The following is a 16,577-nucleotide window of genomic DNA, read 5'->3' as shown; positions in this document are numbered from 1 at the left end:
GCGGGCCCGGGAAAACGATTGCAGGTCACCTGACGCATGGCAGATTTCGTTAGTGTTCTGAAAAAGCAGCTCGAAAAGAAGGGCGAGCCCCCGTTCGAGATGCGCAAACAGATATATGACGGTGCCCGTTCGGTGCTGGCAAAGAAACTCGCCGAGTATTCCCCGCCGCTCGCCCCGGATGTCGTCAGCAAGCAGAAGCGCTCGCTGGAAGACGCCATTTCGAGCGTCGAACGCGAATACACCAGACGCGCTCCGGCCGAGGATCCGCTGGCCGAGCTGGAGCATATTTTCTCCTCCATCGATCGCAACAAGAACCAGCCGAGCCACGTGCGCCAGCCAGCGGCCCCCGAGCCCGCCAAGCCTGACCCCCTGAAGCCGGCGCCTGCCCCGGCCAGGACCGAGCCGAGCTGGCAAAGCACCGCCAGGACCGAACCGGCCCGACCCGGCCCGGCGAAGACCGAACCCAGCTGGCAAGGTGGCGCAAAAGTCGAGCCCAACTGGCAAAGCACGGCAAAGGCCGAGCCGGCCTGGCAAAAGACACCTTCGGCCCCGCCGCCGATGCCGTCGCCGCGCGACGATGATGTCAACTTTGCGGGCGCGCATGATCCCGATGCCGATGATGGCGGCGACGTCTTTGCCAATGACGAGCAGCCGGCGACCGACACCTTCCAGCGGCTGCGGCCGCAACCGCGCAAGCGCAGCTACGGCGGGTTGATTGCTGCCGTGATCGCGCTGTTGGTGCTTGCCGGTGGTGGCTATGGCATCTGGCTGAACAAGAATGCGTTCGGTTCGTTGTTTGGCCTCAACGGCAGCGGCAGCAAGACGGTGTCGACCGAGCCACTGGTCAAGCCGGCTCCGGCAAAGCCGACCGAGACGGCGGCCACGCCGCCGCCTGCGTCCGGCACCGGCGAAGCGGCGGCCGACACGACCAAGTTCACGCAGCGCCTGTCGTCGGAAGGCAAGGAGAGCGATCCCGGCCCTGCCGGCGGGCAGGCGACGATCGGCGAAGGCGAATCCGTCGCCGCGCTGACAACGCGGCCGCCGACCGCGCCGGCAACATCCGGCGCGCAGCCGGCCTCGCCGACGCCAGCGCCCGATGCGACCCAGCCGGCGGCGACACCTCCGGCGACTGATGCCGCGGCCACTCCAGCGGCTGGCGCTCCTGCAGCTGTCACCACACCGCCGGCTGCCGCAACGACGCCGCCCGCGCCGGCGACGGGGGCCGCGCCTGCGACGGGGACCGCGCCTGCAACGCCCGCGCCGGCGACGGCAGAGGCGACCGTTCCGGTCGGGCAGAAGGCGATCTTCTATGAGGAGCGCACCAGTACTCAGCAGGGCACGGCCGAGCCTGGCAGCATTGTCTGGTCACTGGTGCAGGAATCGCCCGGTGGCGACCTGCCGCCAGAGCCGGCGATCCGCGCCGAGGCGACTATCCCCGGCAAGAACATCCAGCTGCGCATGACGATCCGGCGCAACACCGACCAAACCCTGCCGGCCAGCCACATCATCGAGATGATCTTCCTGACGCCGCAAGGCTTTGACGGCGGTGGCGTCGACAACATCCTGCGTATCGCCATGAAGAGTTCGGAGCAGGATGCCGGCAGCCCGCTGATCGGCATTCCGGCCAAGATCGCCGACGGCTTCTTCCTCGTCGCGCTCAACGATACCAAGGCCGACCAGGACGCCAATTTGACGCTGCTCAGAGGCCAGGACTGGATCGACGTGCCGGTCGTCTACAAGACCGGCCGCCGCGCGCTGCTCACCATGGAAAAGGGCATTCCCGGCGAGAAGGTCTTCGATGAAGCGCTGAAGGCGTGGCAGGCGAAGACGTCGGGGTGAGGAACTGGGCGGTCGCTCAGAAGCCCTGAAACAGCATGTCGAGAGCAGCGACGATCTCGTCGTGGTGTCGTGACAGATTTCCTTCCACTGCCCGCAATTCGGAAGCCGTGACCGCCGAAATGAATTGCGTGACCATGACATGGTCTTTGCCATCGATCCTGAAGATCGGGTTCAGCCTGCGAGCCGGCAGCGGTGCGATGTTGGGCGGCAAAAGCGGAACGACGACACTGGTGTCGAGGTATTCCAGCAGGTCAGCCTGGACATCAAGAAAGTAACCGTCGTTTCCCGCGCCCCGGTAGAAATCATAACGGGCCATCAAAACAGCCGGTATTTGGCCAAGGGCAAGCCATTGCGCTTGACGTAGTCGTTAGAGCTTTCGAGCGCCTCCTTGTTCTCCTCCTGCCAGCGGCGCGTCTTTTCGGCGGAGATCGCCTTCGCGATTCCTTGCTCGGCAGCACGCGACATGTTGATGCCCAACGCCTTGGCCTCCTCGATCAATCTGGAATCAATCGAGGTGTTGACCGATTTACGCTGTGGTTTCCCAGTTGATTGAAGCACGGAAGTCTCCCGGTTTCATGCGCATAAGATAGGCGCATAACCAGGTGCGGGCAAGCCTAACCTTCCATCTCCTCCCGCAGCATTTCCAGCTCCAGCCACTCTTCCTCGAGGGCTGCCAGCGTGACGCGCTCCTTGTCGAGAGCGGCGATGGTTTTCTGGAACGAGGCCGGGTCGCGCTCGTAGAAGGACGGGTCGGCGATGTTGTTCTCCAGCCGCGAGATCGAGGCTGTGACCGCTTCGATCTTCTTCGGCAGCGAGTCGAGCGCGAATTTCTGCTTGAACGAGAGCTTCTTCGCCGGGCCTTTTGGCGCGGCCTGTTCGGCCTTCGGCGCGGCTTCGCCCGCCTCCGCCTTCGCTCTTGACTTGCGGTCCTCAAGCTTCGAGCCGCCGCGCTGCGCCAGCATGTCGGAGTAGCCGCCGGCATATTCGATCCAGCGGCCGCCGCCGTCCGGCGCGATGACGCTGGTGACGGTGCGGTCGAGGAAATCGCGGTCGTGGCTGACCAGGATCACCGTGCCGGCAAAGCCGGCGACCAGCTCCTGCAGCAACTCCAGTGTCTCCATGTCGAGGTCGTTGGTCGGCTCGTCGAGCACCAGGAGGTTCGCCGGTCGGGCCAGAACGCGCGCCAGGATCAGCCGCGCCCGCTCGCCGCCGGAAAGCTCGCGCACCGGCGTGCGCGCCTGCTCCGGCTTGAACAGGAAGTCCTTCATGTAGGACACGACATGGCGCTGCTCACCATTGATGACGAGGTTCTCGCCGCGCCCGTCGGTAAGATATTGCGCCAGTGTCTCGGCGGGGTCGACGGCTTCGCGCTTCTGGTCGAGCGTGGCGATCTCCAGATTCACGCCGAGCCGAACGGTGCCGGCATCGGGCGCCAACTCCCCGGTCAGCATCTTCAAAAGCGTGGTCTTGCCGGCGCCGTTCGGACCGACAAGACCGACGCGGTCGCCACGCTGGATACGGGTCGAGAAACCTTTGACGACGGTCAGCTCGCCGAAGCTCTTCTCGATATTTTTGGCTTCGATCACCAGCCTGCCGGATTCGGCGGCGTCGCTCGCCACCATGGTCGCCGTGCCCTCGGCGCCGCGATGGCCGCGAAAGCGCTGGCGCATGGTCTGCAGCTCGCCAAGGCGACGCATGTTGCGCTTGCGCCTGGCGGTCACGCCGTAGCGCAACCAGTGCTCCTCGCGCACGATCTGGCGGCCGAGCTTGTGCTGCTCGCGCTCTTCCTCCTCCAGCACCTGGTCGCGCCATTCCTCGAAATGGGCAAAGCCCTTGTCGAGACGCCGCGTCTGGCCACGATCGAGCCAGACCGTGGCGCGCGTGACGCGTTCGAGGAAACGGCGGTCGTGCGAGATGAGGATCACGGCCGAAGAGGTGCGGGCAAGCTCCTCTTCCAGCCATTCGATGACCGAGAGGTCGAGATGGTTGGTCGGCTCGTCCAGCAGCAGGATGTCGGGCTCGGGCGCCATGACGCGGGCAAGCGCGGCGCGGCGCGCCTCGCCGCCGGAAAGATCGTTCGGGCGCTCGTCGCCGGTGAGGCCGAGATGTTCCATCAGATAGGTGGCGCGGTGCGGATCGTCGGCCGGGCCGAGGCCGGCCTCGACATAGGCGCGGACCGTGGCGAAGCCGTCCATGTCGGGCATCTGCGGCAGATAGCGCACGGTCGCGGAAGGCTGGCGGAACACTTCGCCGTCCTGCGGCTCGATGATGCCGGCGGCGGTCTTGAGCAGCGTCGACTTACCGGAACCGTTGCGCCCGACTAGGGCGATCTTGTCGCCGGCAGAGGCGCTCAGCGCCGCGCCGTCAAGCAGCGGCGCGCCGCCGAAGGTCAGTTTTATGCCGTCGAGATTGAGGAGTGGCGGCGCCATATCAGCTTTCTGGGAGGGGATGAGGGTGGGCCAGAAGCAGCGCCCTGCCGCGCTCCAGCGCGATGCCGAGCCGGCCCCTGACCTCGTTTGATATAGTGAGCGAGGAGCCGAACGCCACCTCGACATGATCGAGCGGCCATTTGGCTCCGGTGACCGTCAAGCCGGACAGGTCGGAAAAGCCAAGCACCGAAAACAGCGTGCCGTCGGCGTAATCGAAAGCCGCCTTGCCGGGCAGCACGGGGGCGCCTTCCTGGGCGCCGCTGGTCAAAAGGACCGTGATGCCCGCCTCTGCCAGGCGCACGGCAAGCGCCAGATGCAGGAAAGCGTGGTCGGCCCGCTTGCCGCCGAAGGCGCCGGCGAGAATGAGGCTGGTCGCGCCGCGATCCAGCGCTTCGGCGATGGCCAGTTCGCCATCCGTCTTGTCTTTCTCGGCTGGGAAGACGGTCCTCGGCACGGCGGCCAGGTTCTCCGGCAGGTTGGCCGGCACCGAATCGAAATCGCCGACCCACAGCTCCGGCACGATGCTCAGCATGCGGGCATGGCCGATGCCGGCATCGGCGGCTATGACGCGCGAGCCTTCGATCTGGCGTTCGAGCCGAGGGGTGCGGATAAGCTCGCCGCCAAGCAGGATGGTGAATGTGCCCATGGCCGTCGCCCTTACCAGCCCGTCGGGTGAAACGGAAGCCGGGCGGCTCCATACTTCGCCTCCAGAGCAATTCCAGGAAAAGTGGAAAGCGTTCACGCTCGGCGGCTTCGCCGTAGCGTCCGTCCGGAATTGCGTCAAACAGGAAGGCCCCATCCGAACATTAGATGCCCGGCAAACTTCCGCTTGCGTGCCGCTTCGGCCAGGCCTATCTGTCGAAACGCTCTAACGGGGTGCCGGACTTGATCCGGCTGAGAGGCAAGAAAGCCAACCCGCTGAACCTGATCCGGTTTGTACCGGCGGAGGGATTAGACGTTTCGGACCGTCCGGCGCCTCAATTCCTTGTCACTCGAACGAAGGAGGCGCCGATGCGCTCGCTACTGTCACATCTTATTCTGGCAACTGGCCTTGTTTCGCTTATGGCGAGCCCTGCCGCGGCGAAAGACAAGCTCACCGTCTATACCTATGAGAGCTTCACCGCCGACTGGGGTCCCGGTCCGGCCGTGAAGAAGGAATTCGAGGCCGAATGCGGCTGCGATCTCGAATTCGTCTCGGTCGCCGACGGTGTGGCGCTGCTCAACCGCGTCAAGCTGGAAGGCGCCGGCACCAAGGCCGATGTCGTGCTTGGCCTCGACACCAACCTGACCGCCGACGCCAAGGCGAGCGGGCTGTTCGCGCCGCATGGCGAGGTGTCGGCGAGCAATGTTCCCGGCGGCTGGAGCGACGATACTTTCGTGCCTTTCGACTATGGGTATTTCGCCGTCGTCTACGACACGCAGAAGCTGAAAACGCCACCGAAAAGCCTGAAGGACCTGGTGGAAGGCGCCGGCACCGACAAGATCGTCATCCAGGATCCGCGCACCTCGACGCCGGGGCTCGGCCTGCTGCTCTGGGTCAAGTCGGTCTATGGCGACAAGGCGCCCGAGGCCTGGGCCAAGCTCAAGACGAAAGTGCTGACGGTGACGCCGGGCTGGAGCGAAGCCTACGGCCTGTTCACCAAGGGCGAAGCGCCGATGGTGCTGTCCTACACCACCTCGCCGGCCTACCACATGGTGGCCGAGAATACCGAGCGCTACCAGGCGGCTTCCTTCGAGGAAGGCGAGTATCTGCAGATCGAGGTTGCCGGCATCACCACGACCGGCGCGAAAAACCCGTTGGCGCAGAAATTCATCGCCTTCATGACCGGGCCGAAGTTCCAGGATGTCATCCCGGAAACCAACTGGATGTTCCCGGCCGGCAAGACCGACAAGCCACTCAACCCGGCCTTCGACAAACTGGTGAAGCCGACCAAGACCTTGCTGTTCAGCCCGGAAGAGGTGGCGGCCAACCGCAAGGCCTGGGTGGACGAGTGGCTGGCGGTGATGAGCAAGTAAGGCAGCGAGCTTGCCGATGTTGGCGTCAAGGCCCCCCTCTCTGCCCTGCCGGGCATCTCCCCCTCAAGGGGGGAGATCGGCTGTAGCCGGTGGTTTCGCCAATCGCCAACGGTGCAGGAGCGAGCGGGGCGCAGAGGCTGCTGATCTCCCCCCTAGAGGGGGAGATGTCCGGCAGGACAGAGAGGGGCGCGAAGGAACTCGGCGTTCGCTAGATTCCACCAAGGTGCAGCGTGCACGCTGCGCGTGATTCCCGCATCACCGCCGGCGTCGTCGCCCTTGCGGCCATCGCCATCCTCATCGGCGGCGCCTTTGCCGGCCTCGCGCTCGAGGGCGCGCACGATCTCTCCGGCGCCTATGCCGCCTTCGACAGCTACCTCTTCAGCGTCGCCCGCTTCACGCTTTGGCAAGCCTTGCTGTCGACGCTCCTATCGGCCGCGCCGGCGCTGCTGGTGGCGCGCGCCCTGTCGCGGCACCCAGATTTTCCGGGACGCCGTCTGATCCTGCAGCTTTTCACCGTGCCGCTGGCGCTGCCAGCCATCGTGGCCGCGCTCGGTATATTGGCGCTCTACGGCCGGGCTGGATACTTTGCCGGCGTGCTTGGAACCCTCGGCGCCGGAGAATGGCCGGGGATTTACGGGCTCTCCGGCATCCTGGTCGCGCATGTCTTCTTCAACCTGCCTTTGGCAACGCGTCTTTTCCTGGAGGCGCTCGGCACTATTCCGACCGATCAATGGCGGCTGGCGAGCCAGCTCGGCATGGGCGCGCGGCCGGCCTTCCGGCTGATCGAATGGCCGGCGCTGCGTGCGGCACTGCCTGGCGTCGCCGGGCTGGTCTTCATGCTTTGCATCACCTCCTTCACCATCGTGCTGACGCTAGGCGGCGGACCGGCCGCGACGACGCTAGAGGTTGCCATCTACCAGGCGCTACGCTTCGATTTCGATCCCGCGCGAACGGTGGTGCTGACGCTGCTGCAGATAGGCCTGACATTCGTGGTGATGGTCGCGCTCGCCCGGCTCGGCGCCAACACGGTGGGCGACGCCAACCTGCCGGTGGCGCCGCGCCGTTATCTCGGCGTTGGCCGGATGGAAACCGTGCTCAACGCCGGCCTGATCGCGGTCGCCTTGCTGTTCGTTGCCGGGCCGATGGTTGCGACCGTACTGGCGGGGCTGAAGGCGGATCTTGGCCGACTGGCGGGCGAGGAGGCCTTGCGTCGCGCGACGCTGACCAGCGCCGGCCTTGCCTTCATGGCGGCGCTGCTTGCCGTCGCGTTGTCGTTGGCGTTGATCGCCGCGCGACGGGCATTGGCTTTGCGCCGCAGCCGCGACAAGGCCATGAGCCTGTTCGAGCATGCCGCCGACACCGGTGCCGGCTTCGTGCTGGTCGTGCCGCCGATCGTGCTCGGCGCCGGCTGGTTTCTCGCCCTGCGCAACGTGGCGGATGTGTTTGCCGTCGCCCCGGTCATGGTCGTCGCCGTCAATGCGGTGATGGCGATGCCTTTCGCCATCCGTGCGATCCGCCCCGCCTATGACGCGGCCAGCGAGCGGCATGAGCGGCTTTGCCTGGCGCTCGGCATTTCCGGCTGGAGCCGGCTGCGCCTTGTCGATTGGCCGTCGCTGCGGCGGCCCTTGGCAACCGGCTTTGCCTTCGCCATGGCGTTGTCGCTCGGCGATCTCGGCGTGATCGCGCTCTTCGGCAGCGATTCCGTGCAGACCTTGCCCTATCTGCTCCTGGCGCGCATGGGCAGCTACCGCACCGCCGACGCCGCGGGACTTGCCTTGCTGCTTGGGCTCGTCTGCCTGATGCTGGTGGTGGCCGCCGACCGGCTCGGGCGGGAAGGAAAGTCATGACGGCGACGATCGGCGATACTGCCCCGCACAAGGGGCTCGCGGTGCGGCTGGACGGCGTTGCGTTCAGCTACGGCGAGGCGTCGTTCCGCTTCGATGTCGCATTCACTGCCGGCAGGATCACCGCCATCATGGGGCCGAGCGGTTCCGGAAAGTCGACGCTGCTCAGTTTGATAGCCGGCTTCGAATCGCCCGAAGCAGGCAGGGTGCTGATCGGCGACGATGATGTCGGCAAAACCGCGCCCTCGGCGCGGCCGGTGTCGATGGTCTTCCAGGAAAACAATCTGTTCGCGCATCTTTCGGTCGAAGCCAATGTCGGGCTCGGCCGTTCGCCGTCGCTGAGGCTTGGCGATGCCGACCGCGTTGCCGTTGCCGAGGCGCTGGCGCGCGTCGGCCTTGCCGGCAAGGAGAAGCGGCTGCCGCGCGAGCTCTCCGGCGGCGAACGGCAGCGCGTGGCGCTGGCGCGCGTGCTGCTGCGCGACCGGCCGGTGCTGCTGCTCGACGAGCCCTTCGCGTCGCTCGGCCCGGCTTTGCGCGACGATATGCTCGATCTCGTGGCCGACATTCATGCCGAGCGCGCAATGACCGTGCTTTTCGTCACGCATCAGCCGGAGGATGCACGCCGCATCGGCCAGGACATGGCCTTTCTCGACGAAGGCGCGATCGCGGCGGTTGGCCCGGCAGTTGATTTCTTCGACCGGTCTGGACCGGATGCGTTCAGGCGCTATATCGGCGATCGAGGCGGCACCGTTGCCGGATCACAACACATTGCCCGGAAGCGGACATAATTTACGGCCAAACCGGCAACGGGTGATCCGGCGTTTGCTTGCCTTGTCCGGGGGAGTATGGCTAGGTCCGGCCATACTGGTCCGGTGGGCCGTGATTTGCCGAGAATTTGGAAAGGAAGCCGATCTGTCGACCGGCGCCGAGACAGTGTGGATGAGGCCACTGGCGCGTTTCTTCGCGTTGGCCGGCTTCGCCGTGGCGCTGGCAAGCTGCCAGATGTTCACGCCGCCGGATGTGCAGGAGAACGGGTTCCAGCCTTCCGACAAGCCGATCACCGTCGACAATGTCGTTGCCAACGCCAAGCTCGCCGAAATGGCCAAGGCGCAGCATCCGCGCATCCTGGCCACTTATGGCGGCGAATATTCCGACCCCAGGCTTGAACGTATGGTGGCCAAGGTCGTCGGCAATCTGACGGTGGTGTCGGCCAACCCGACCCAGACCTATCGCATCACCATCCTCAACTCGCCCAACGTCAACGCCTTCGCGCTGCCGGGCGGCTATCTCTATGTGACGCGCGGCCTCTTGGCTTTGGCCAACGACTCGTCCGAGCTCGCCGCCGTCATCGCGCATGAGATGGGCCATGTCACCGCCAATCACGGTCTGCAGCGCCAGCAGCTCGAGGCCGAGGAAGGCCTGGCGACCAAGGTGGTCTCCGATGTGCTCGGCGACAGCCCGACCGCCAAGGCGGCGCTCATCCGCGGCAAGCTGAGACTGGCCCAGTTCTCGCGCAACCAGGAACTGCAGGCAGACGCCATCGGCATCAAGTCGATCGGCGAGGCCGGCTACGACCCCTATGCCGCCGGCCGCTTCCTGCAGTCAATGTCGGCCTATACCGACTTCCGCTCAGTCAGCGGCGCCACCGACGCCAGCCTCGACTTCCTGGCGACGCACCCCAACACGCCGCAGCGCATCGATCTGGCGCAGCGCCTTGCCCGCAACTTCGGCCCGCCGGGCGTCGGCACGCGCGACCGCGATGCTTTCCTCGCCGGCATAGACGGCCTGCTCTACGGCGACACGCCGGAAGAAGGCTATGTGCGCGGACAGACCTTCCTGCATCCCAACCTCGGTGTCTCGTTCACCGTGCCGGACGGTTTCATTATCGACAACACCGCTGCCGCGGTGACCGCGACCGGACCGGGCGACATCGCCATCCGCTTCGACGGCGTGGCGATCGACAAGTCGGTGTCGCTCACCGACTATATCCGCAGCGGCTGGGTTGCGGGCCTCGAAGAGGCCAGCGTGCGCCAGGAGACGATCAACGGCAACGACGCCGCGACGGCGCATGCCACCGCGCAAGGCTGGCAGTTCGACATCGCGGTGATCCGCGCCGGCGGCCAGGTCTACCGGCTGCTGACGGCCGCACCTTCGGCCAGCGCCTCGCTCGATCCGGTGGCACGCTCGGTCAGCAGCTCCTTCCGGACCTTGAGCCCGGCCGAGAAGGCGGCGCTGAAGCCGCTGCATATCAGGGTGGTCACCGTTCAGGCCGGTCAGACGATGGGCTCGCTCTCCGCCCAGATGGTCGGTGTCGATCGCAAGCTCGATCTGTTCCGGGTGCTCAACGCCATGTCGCCGGGTGCCAGTGTGTCGGCCGGCGACAAGGTCAAGATCGTCACCGACAAGTAGGACCTACAGGCAAGCGGGTTGCTGTTGGCCGCCGCCACTTCAGGCCTCCGCGATCACAGTGTGCTTTTGGACCGTTTCTTGCTAGAGCAATTCCAGGAAAAGTGTGTGCGGTTTTCCGTCCGGAATTGCGTAAAAACAAATAGTTAGAGCATTTCACCGTTTCCATGAAACGGTGAAATGCTCTGGTCAGCGACGGCAGCACCAGCTTTGTTGCTGCCGACGCCGGCTTAATCAGCCATCGCTGTTATCGCTGCCGCCGCGTTGCGGAGGATTGTGGTCGCCGCCATTGCCGCCGCGCCAGGGCACCGGCCCGGCTGGTTGGGTGATCTTCGGTGGCGGCGCTTTTGGCGCAGGGGTGCGGATCACCTTTATCTTGGTGATCACCTTCGTCACCACCTTAGGCTTGCACACCGCAAGCTTCACCTCGCTTCGCTTGGGTGAAAGGCCGAGAATGCCCATCGAATAGGCTTCTTGCCGATCAAGGCCGGCCTTGAGGAAAGCCAGCGCGCGCGCCGGATCGGCGGGCACGCCGTTGCGGCCTTGCTTGAAGATCACCGCGAGGTCCTTCGTGGCATCGACCTGTCCCATCGCCGCTGCCTTGAGCAGCAGATCCAGCCCCTTGCCGGTATCGCGCTGGGCGCCCACACCATCGAACAAGGCGCGGCCCCAGGCGGTCATGGCGTAGGGATCTCCCTTGTCCGACGCCTGCGCATAGAAGCCGTTGGCTTTCACCAGATCAGGGGCTGCCCCTATCCCGGACGCGGCGATGTAGCCGAGCTGGTAAACAGCACGGACATGTCCTTTGTCCGCGGCCTGCTGGATCGCCTGTCTTGCTTCGTCGACCTTGCCTGATGCCAGCAGCGCCCGCCCCAGCTCGTAACGGAAGCGCGCAATGTCGGGGTAGGACTTTACCGCCGCCTCGCAGGACTCGACGGCCCCCGCATCGATCTCGCTCGGCAACCTTCCGGGAACGACGCCCTGCAGGTCGAGCGGCTCGCCAGCCGCCTGGTCGCAAGGGTCGATCGCTGGCGACAGCTTCATCGCAGCCCGCTTGGATACGTCACCGGCGCGGATTTGAAATCCGATCTCGACGGGAGCCGCCGAGCCGATCTGCGGCTCATAGCGCAGATTGTCGACTTCACCGGCCGTCAGGTTCGATTGTGACGTCAGAACGCGATCCGGCAGGGACAGCGTTCCGGCTATCGGGTAGCTGGCGAGCTTGAGGCTTATCGAGGAATCCTCGGCCGGGAAATCCAGTTTCAGCGGAACCGGGCCGACGCCGACCGCGACGCCGGTGTCATGGCTCTCGATCGCGGCGGCGGCAGCCGCGATGCGAATTCCGCGCTCAGTCGCGGGCTGCTTCGGTTGGGCGTCGTCAGGCGTCGGCGGCGTCGGCTGGCTCACCTCACGCATCAGCACGACATCGTCGAGCAGCGAGGAACTCTCCCACGGAACCTGCTTGCCGTTGGTCGCCTTGACAACATCGCGGCGCACGGCGGCCATGACGGAGCGGATCTCCTGGTTTGGCGCCAGCGCGCGGCGGGAAAAGGCCGATGAGAAGGGGCTGAGATCGCCGGACCCGTCATAAGCAACGGCACCCGGCCCGGTGGCAAAGGCAATCAGCGCATTCTGCGAGCCTGTTACCTGCGCGAGCCCGGTGCCGCCGGAGACGATCAATTGGTCGCGCAACCAATAGTCCTTGCGCGGGAACGGATTGTTGCGGCAGGCATCGAGGATGATCATCTGAATCTTCGACTTCGAGCGCAACTGCTGCAGCAGGTCGTCAAGCTTGATCGCCTGGACTTCCATGTCGGCCGCGTCCTTCAACGACGCATCGACCGGAATCAGGAAATTCTCGCCACCGATCTGAAAGCCGTGGCCGGAATAATAAACGACGGCGAGATCGGCGCCGTCGGCGGCAGCCAGATAGTTGCGGAACTTTTCTTCGAACTGAAGTTTGGTCACGTCCTTGGCGACGAACACGTCGAAGCCGGCCTGCCGAAAGGTGTTCGAGACGCCTTCGGCGTCCTTGTCCGGATTCCTAAGCGCCGGGATTTCCCGGTACTGGGAATTACCGATGACAAGGGCAACCCTTCGATCGGCGTATGCTTCGACTGTGGTAAAGCTCAAGAAAATCAAGGCAGCGAGGAACACGCAGCGTCGCAGCATGGCAAAACCCTATCCGTTATGGGTCTATGGGTAGCCTAAAGAGGCTTTTTGCACGCGCTGGTCTGTTAAGGAATTCACAATCCGTAGATATACAAGAACGGAATCGCTGGATCGACGAAATATTGGTATTTAACTAAATTCTTATATTGCACTTCCCCAGAAATTCTACTCGGTTCAAGCCGCCTGAGCCAGAAATTCCGGATTTTGCCGGACCAGCGCGACTTTCAGCTTCTCCATGGCGCGTGCCTCGATCTGGCGGACGCGTTCCTTGGAGATGCCAAGTTGCTCGCCAAGCGATTCCAGCGTGGCGCCGTCATCGCTCAGCCTGCGCTCCTCGATGATCCTGAGCTCGCGGGCATTGAGCGCGCCAAGCGCGCTTTTCAGCCAGACCGCGCGGCGCTGGACATCGATCCTGTCACCGACCACCTCGTCGGGAAGCGGGTCCTCGGACACCAGGAAATCCATCCGCTCGGCGGCGCCGTTCTCGTCAGCCAATGGCGCGTTGAGCGAGCTGTCAGGCGAGGAAAGGCGCGAGTCCATCATCGCCACGTCGGATTCCGGCACACCAAGTGCCGCCGAGACCTCGCGGTAGAGCGAGGCGTTGGAGATCGGCCCGGCCCCGTTGGCAAGCCGGGCGCGCAAACGCCGAAGGTTGAAGAACAGCGCTTTCTGCGCCGAGCTGGTGCCGCCGCGCACGATCGACCAGTTGCGCAGGATATAGTCCTGCATCGAGGCGCGGATCCACCAAGTGGCGTAGGTCGAGAAGCGCACTTCCCGGGCAGGCTCGAAGCGCGCCGCCGCTTCCAGCAGGCCGACATGGCCTTCCTGTATGAGATCGCCGAGCGGCAGACCGTAGTGGCGGAATTTCGAGGCCATCGAGATCACCAGCCGCATATGGGCAACGGTGATCTGGTGCAGTGCGTGCTGATCGCGCTCTTCCTTCCAGCGCACTGCAAGAAGATGCTCTTCGTCCCGCTCGAGATAGGGAGCCTTCATTGCCGCCCGGACCAGCGTCCGTCCTGCCGAGTCCTCGATCATGCCGGCTCCTTGTGGCGGATCGTTGCGTCAAGACCGTTGAAAAGACGCCGCCGCGCCCTACAACTTGCCCTGCAACGTGGCAGGCGCATGGAAGGTTCCGTGGCCCGGAGGGGCAAATGTTGCCGGCCGGAACAACGCGTTACCGGCTCCGCAACGCTGTCTGGTGCGATTTTCGGTAATTTTGAGAATCAGATTTCTGGCTGACCTGATTTTTGAAATCTGGTTCCTTATTTCGCAGTCATCTATCTGTCAGTTTCCGCCTCTCACAATGCGCCGGGGCTCCGGTCAAAACGGGATCACAGAAAAATGAAATGGCTTAAATCGCTTCTCATCGCTGGAACGCTGCAGGCTCTGGCGGTCACGTCAGGTCATGCCGGCGCCAATCTCGACCAGATCAAGCAGGCCGGCGTGCTCAAGGTCGGCACCGAAGGCACCTACGCTCCCTTCACCTATCACGACGGTGCCAACGCGCTTGTCGGCTTCGATGTCGAGATAGCCAAGGCGATCGGCGACAAGCTCGGCGTCAAGGTCGAGTTCCTCGAAGGCAAGTGGGACGGCCTGATCGCCGGCCTCGACGCCAACCGCTACGACGCCGTCATCAACGAAGTCGGCATCACCGACGCCCGCAAGGCCAAGTATGATTTCTCCGATCCCTACATCGCCTCCAAGGCGGTGCTGATCGTGCGCGGCGACAACACCGACATCAAGACATTCGCCGACCTCAAGGGCAAGAAATCGGCGCAGTCGCTGACCTCGAACTTCGGCAAGCTGGCCGAGACGAACGGCGCCGAGCTGGTCGGCACGGACGGCTTCGACCAGTCGATCCAGCTGCTGCTTACCGGCCGCGCCGACGCCACCATCAACGACAGCCTGTCCTTCCTCGACTTCAAGAAGCACAAGCCCGACGCCAATGTGAAGATCGCCGCGCAGGAAGAGAATGCAGACTACTCCGGCGTTATCGTGCGCAAGGGCGATCCGGAACTGGTCGCCGCCATCAACAAGGCGCTGGCCGACATCAAGGCTGACGGCACCTATCAGAAGATCGCCGACAAGTACTTCGGCCAGGACGTTTCGAAGTAAGCCATCCATGCTTCTGTTTTGCCGGCGGGTCGTCTTTGACGGCCCGCCATTTTTTCATGATATCCATCGGGGGTCGTCTTTGACGGCCCGCCATTTTTTCATGATATCCATCGGGGGTCGTCTTTGACGGTCCGCCGGTTTTTACATGATAGTGGCCGGTGGGACGCGGTCGCCGCGTCGGGAGAATGAGAGGGAAGTCCGTGCCGCATTGGCTGCAATTGATGCTGGACTCTTTGCCGACGCTGTTGTGGGCGGCGCTGACCTTCACCGTGCCGTTGACCTTGCTGTCCTTTGCCCTCGGCCTGATTGCCGGGCTGGTGACGGCGCTGATCCGGCTGTTTGGCCCGAAACCGCTGGTTATCGTGGCGCGCTTCTATGTGTGGATCTTCCGCGGCACGCCGCTTCTGGTGCAGCTCTTCCTGATCTTCTACGGCCTGCCTTCGGTCGGCATCCTGCTCGATGCCTTTCCGGCGGCGCTGATCGGCTTCACGCTCAACATTGGCGCCTACACGTCCGAGATCATCCGCGCCGTCATCGGATCGGTGCCGAAAGGGCAGTGGGAGGCTTCCTATTCGATCGGCATGACCTGGAGCCAGGCGATGCGGCGCACCATTCTCCCACAAGCAGGGCGGGTCGCCGTGCCGCCGCTTTCCAACACCTTCATCTCGCTGGTCAAGGATACCTCGCTCGCGGCGGCCATCACCGTGCCCGAGATGTTCCAGGCCGCGCAGCGCATCGTCGCCACCACCTATGAGCCGCTGATCCTCTATGTCGAGGCCGCCGCGCTGTACCTAGCCCTGAGCTCGGTGCTGTCGGCGCTGCAGGCGCGGCTGGAAGTCAGGCTCAACCGCTATGGCGGCTTCCTGGAGGCCAATTCATGATCGGCCTCACCGACATCGAAAAACGCTTCGGCGACAATCTGGTGCTGAAAGGCGTCACCGTCAGCCTCGACGAAGGCAGCGTGACGGCCTTGGTCGGTCCTTCAGGCGGCGGCAAAAGCACGCTTCTGCGCTGCATCAACCTTTTGGAGATTCCGACCTCGGGCAGCTTGCGCATCGGCGACGAAACGCTTGCATTCCGGCCGGGCGGCAAGGTGCCGGCGAAAGACCTCCAGCGCATCCGCCTGCAGACCGGCATGGTGTTCCAGAATTTCCAGCTCTTCCCGCACCGCACCGCGATCGAGAATGTCATGGAAGGGCTAGTGACGGTGCTGAAATGGCCTGAGCCCAAGGCGCGGGAACGGGCGCTGGCACTGCTCGAGAAGGTCGGCATGGCGCATAAGGCCGATGCCTGGCCGGCGACGCTGTCCGGCGGCCAGCAGCAGCGCGTGGCGATCGCCCGGGCGCTGGCGCCGTCGCCGCGCGTGCTGCTTTGCGACGAGCCGACTTCGGCGCTCGACCCGGAACTGGCGCAGGAGGTTGTCGACGTGCTGGGACAACTTGCCCGCGAAGGCACGACCATGGTGATGGCCACGCATGATCTGAGGCTCGCCTCCAAGATCGCGCAAGAGGTGGTGTTCCTGGATGCCGGCGTCATCGTCGAGAAAGGCCCGGCTTCCGTCGTCTTCGACAATCCCGAACGCGAACGGACGAAGCGGTTCATCGCCTCGCTGCGGCAGGAAGCGAGGGAAGGTGGCTGAGTTCTTTGCCTCACTTCGCAAGGTCGAGGATGACGACGCGAGGCCGAAGATTGAGCGCCAGATGTCCCGCAAGCGATTAATTTAAAAACAAAAAACCCGGCGCGAGGGCCGGGT

General features: G+C 64.4%; 14 protein-coding genes and 1 riboswitch. Of the genes, 8 read left to right on the top strand and 6 right to left on the bottom strand.

What is annotated here, in order from left to right; translation table 11 throughout:
* The first annotated feature begins 36 nt into the window (after positions 1-36).
* Complete coding sequence (locus AB6802_RS27045) at positions 37-1,839, top strand: hypothetical protein (protein WP_371013261.1); 1,803 nt, start codon at positions 37-39, stop codon at positions 1,837-1,839.
* Positions 1,840-1,855: 16 nt separating this feature from the next.
* On the opposite strand, the gene AB6802_RS27040 is transcribed toward AB6802_RS27045, so the two are convergent.
* The 4 genes from AB6802_RS27040 to AB6802_RS27025 are packed head-to-tail and all read right to left on the bottom strand — an operon-like array spanning position 1,856 to position 4,914.
* Complete coding sequence (locus AB6802_RS27040) at positions 1,856-2,155, bottom strand: CcdB family protein (RefSeq protein ID WP_371013260.1); 300 nt, start codon at positions 2,153-2,155, stop codon at positions 1,856-1,858.
* Positions 2,155-2,397: a type II toxin-antitoxin system CcdA family antitoxin gene (locus AB6802_RS27035; RefSeq protein ID WP_371013259.1), complete on the bottom strand. Its 243-nt coding sequence runs from the start codon at positions 2,395-2,397 to the stop codon at positions 2,155-2,157. The genes AB6802_RS27040 and AB6802_RS27035 overlap by 1 nt, the downstream gene beginning before the upstream one ends.
* 56 nt (positions 2,398-2,453) lie before the next feature.
* Positions 2,454-4,268 carry an ABC-F family ATP-binding cassette domain-containing protein gene (locus tag AB6802_RS27030; protein ID WP_371013258.1) on the bottom strand — a complete coding sequence of 605 codons (1,815 nt, stop codon included), beginning with the start codon at positions 4,266-4,268 and terminating at the stop codon, positions 2,454-2,456.
* Between the two features lies 1 nt (position 4,269).
* Positions 4,270-4,914, bottom strand: coding sequence for a thiamine diphosphokinase (locus AB6802_RS27025; RefSeq protein WP_371013257.1), 645 nt, complete (start codon positions 4,912-4,914; stop codon positions 4,270-4,272).
* 216 nt (positions 4,915-5,130) lie between these two features.
* A riboswitch (TPP riboswitch) is annotated at positions 5,131-5,236 on the top strand.
* Between the two features lie 43 nt (positions 5,237-5,279).
* Between AB6802_RS27025 and thiB the strand changes: the two genes are divergently transcribed.
* The 4 genes from thiB (at position 5,280) to AB6802_RS27005 (ending at position 10,537) form a co-directional block, all read left to right on the top strand.
* The gene (thiB, locus tag AB6802_RS27020) at positions 5,280-6,284 is read left to right on the top strand and encodes a thiamine ABC transporter substrate binding subunit (RefSeq protein WP_371013256.1); all 1,005 of its coding nucleotides are present in this window, start codon (positions 5,280-5,282) and stop codon (positions 6,282-6,284) included.
* Positions 6,285-6,514: 230 nt separating this feature from the next.
* On the top strand, positions 6,515-8,131 hold the full coding sequence (gene thiP, locus AB6802_RS27015) for a thiamine/thiamine pyrophosphate ABC transporter permease (RefSeq protein WP_371013255.1): 1,617 nt from the start codon (positions 6,515-6,517) through the stop codon (positions 8,129-8,131).
* Positions 8,128-8,916 (top strand): thiamine ABC transporter ATP-binding protein, encoded by a 789-nt coding sequence (gene thiQ, locus AB6802_RS27010; protein ID WP_371013254.1) that lies wholly within the window; start codon positions 8,128-8,130, stop codon positions 8,914-8,916. The genes thiP and thiQ overlap by 4 nt, the downstream gene beginning before the upstream one ends.
* A 151-nt stretch (positions 8,917-9,067) precedes the next feature.
* Positions 9,068-10,537 (top strand): M48 family metalloprotease, encoded by a 1,470-nt coding sequence (locus AB6802_RS27005; protein ID WP_371013253.1) that lies wholly within the window; start codon positions 9,068-9,070, stop codon positions 10,535-10,537.
* Between the two features lie 231 nt (positions 10,538-10,768).
* On the opposite strand, the gene AB6802_RS27000 is transcribed toward AB6802_RS27005, so the two are convergent.
* Both AB6802_RS27000 and AB6802_RS26995 read right to left on the bottom strand, forming a co-directional pair.
* Positions 10,769-12,706, bottom strand: a complete 1,938-nt coding sequence (locus AB6802_RS27000) for a caspase family protein (protein ID WP_371013252.1) — start codon at positions 12,704-12,706, stop codon at positions 10,769-10,771.
* A 174-nt stretch (positions 12,707-12,880) separates the two neighbouring features.
* Positions 12,881-13,744 carry an RNA polymerase factor sigma-32 gene (locus tag AB6802_RS26995; RefSeq protein ID WP_371013251.1) on the bottom strand — a complete coding sequence of 288 codons (864 nt, stop codon included), beginning with the start codon at positions 13,742-13,744 and terminating at the stop codon, positions 12,881-12,883.
* Between the two features lie 306 nt (positions 13,745-14,050).
* On the opposite strand from AB6802_RS26995, the gene AB6802_RS26990 reads away from it, so the two are divergent.
* From AB6802_RS26990 to AB6802_RS26980, 3 genes are all read left to right on the top strand, one after another.
* Positions 14,051-14,824 (top strand): amino acid ABC transporter substrate-binding protein, encoded by a 774-nt coding sequence (locus tag AB6802_RS26990; RefSeq protein ID WP_371013250.1) that lies wholly within the window; start codon positions 14,051-14,053, stop codon positions 14,822-14,824.
* A gap of 200 nt (positions 14,825-15,024) precedes the next feature.
* Positions 15,025-15,705 carry an ABC transporter permease subunit gene (locus tag AB6802_RS26985; protein WP_371013313.1) on the top strand — a complete coding sequence of 227 codons (681 nt, stop codon included), beginning with the start codon at positions 15,025-15,027 and terminating at the stop codon, positions 15,703-15,705.
* Positions 15,702-16,463, top strand: a complete 762-nt coding sequence (locus AB6802_RS26980; protein ID WP_371013249.1) for an amino acid ABC transporter ATP-binding protein — start codon at positions 15,702-15,704, stop codon at positions 16,461-16,463. Before AB6802_RS26985 ends, AB6802_RS26980 begins: the two co-directional genes overlap by 4 nt.
* Positions 16,464-16,577 lie beyond the last annotated feature (114 nt).

This window comes from Mesorhizobium sp. RCC_202, assembly GCF_041355295.1.
Classification (GTDB): Bacteria; Pseudomonadota; Alphaproteobacteria; order Rhizobiales; family Rhizobiaceae; genus Mesorhizobium.
Note: the sequence above shows the minus strand (reverse complement) of the source record. Positions and strands in the feature narration are given on the sequence as shown.

Bases quoted from the DNA above. Each gene is read 5' to 3' on its own strand.
- AB6802_RS27045 (WP_371013261.1), top strand. From the start codon at position 37: ATGGCAGATTTCGTTAGTGTTCTGAAAAAGCAGCTCGAAAAGAAGGGC.
- AB6802_RS27040 (WP_371013260.1), bottom strand. From the start codon at position 2,155: ATGGCCCGTTATGATTTCTACCGGGGCGCGGGAAACGACGGTTACTTT.
- AB6802_RS27030 (WP_371013258.1), bottom strand. From the start codon at position 4,268: ATGGCGCCGCCACTCCTCAATCTCGACGGCATAAAACTGACCTTCGGC.
- AB6802_RS27025 (WP_371013257.1), bottom strand. From the start codon at position 4,914: ATGGGCACATTCACCATCCTGCTTGGCGGCGAGCTTATCCGCACCCCT.
- thiB (WP_371013256.1), top strand. From the start codon at position 5,280: ATGCGCTCGCTACTGTCACATCTTATTCTGGCAACTGGCCTTGTTTCG.
- thiQ (WP_371013254.1), top strand. From the start codon at position 8,128: ATGACGGCGACGATCGGCGATACTGCCCCGCACAAGGGGCTCGCGGTG.
- AB6802_RS27005 (WP_371013253.1), top strand. From the start codon at position 9,068: ATGAGGCCACTGGCGCGTTTCTTCGCGTTGGCCGGCTTCGCCGTGGCG.
- AB6802_RS27000 (WP_371013252.1), bottom strand. From the start codon at position 12,706: ATGCTGCGACGCTGCGTGTTCCTCGCTGCCTTGATTTTCTTGAGCTTT.
- AB6802_RS26995 (WP_371013251.1), bottom strand. From the start codon at position 13,744: ATGATCGAGGACTCGGCAGGACGGACGCTGGTCCGGGCGGCAATGAAG.
- AB6802_RS26990 (WP_371013250.1), top strand. From the start codon at position 14,051: ATGAAATGGCTTAAATCGCTTCTCATCGCTGGAACGCTGCAGGCTCTG.
- AB6802_RS26980 (WP_371013249.1), top strand. From the start codon at position 15,702: ATGATCGGCCTCACCGACATCGAAAAACGCTTCGGCGACAATCTGGTG.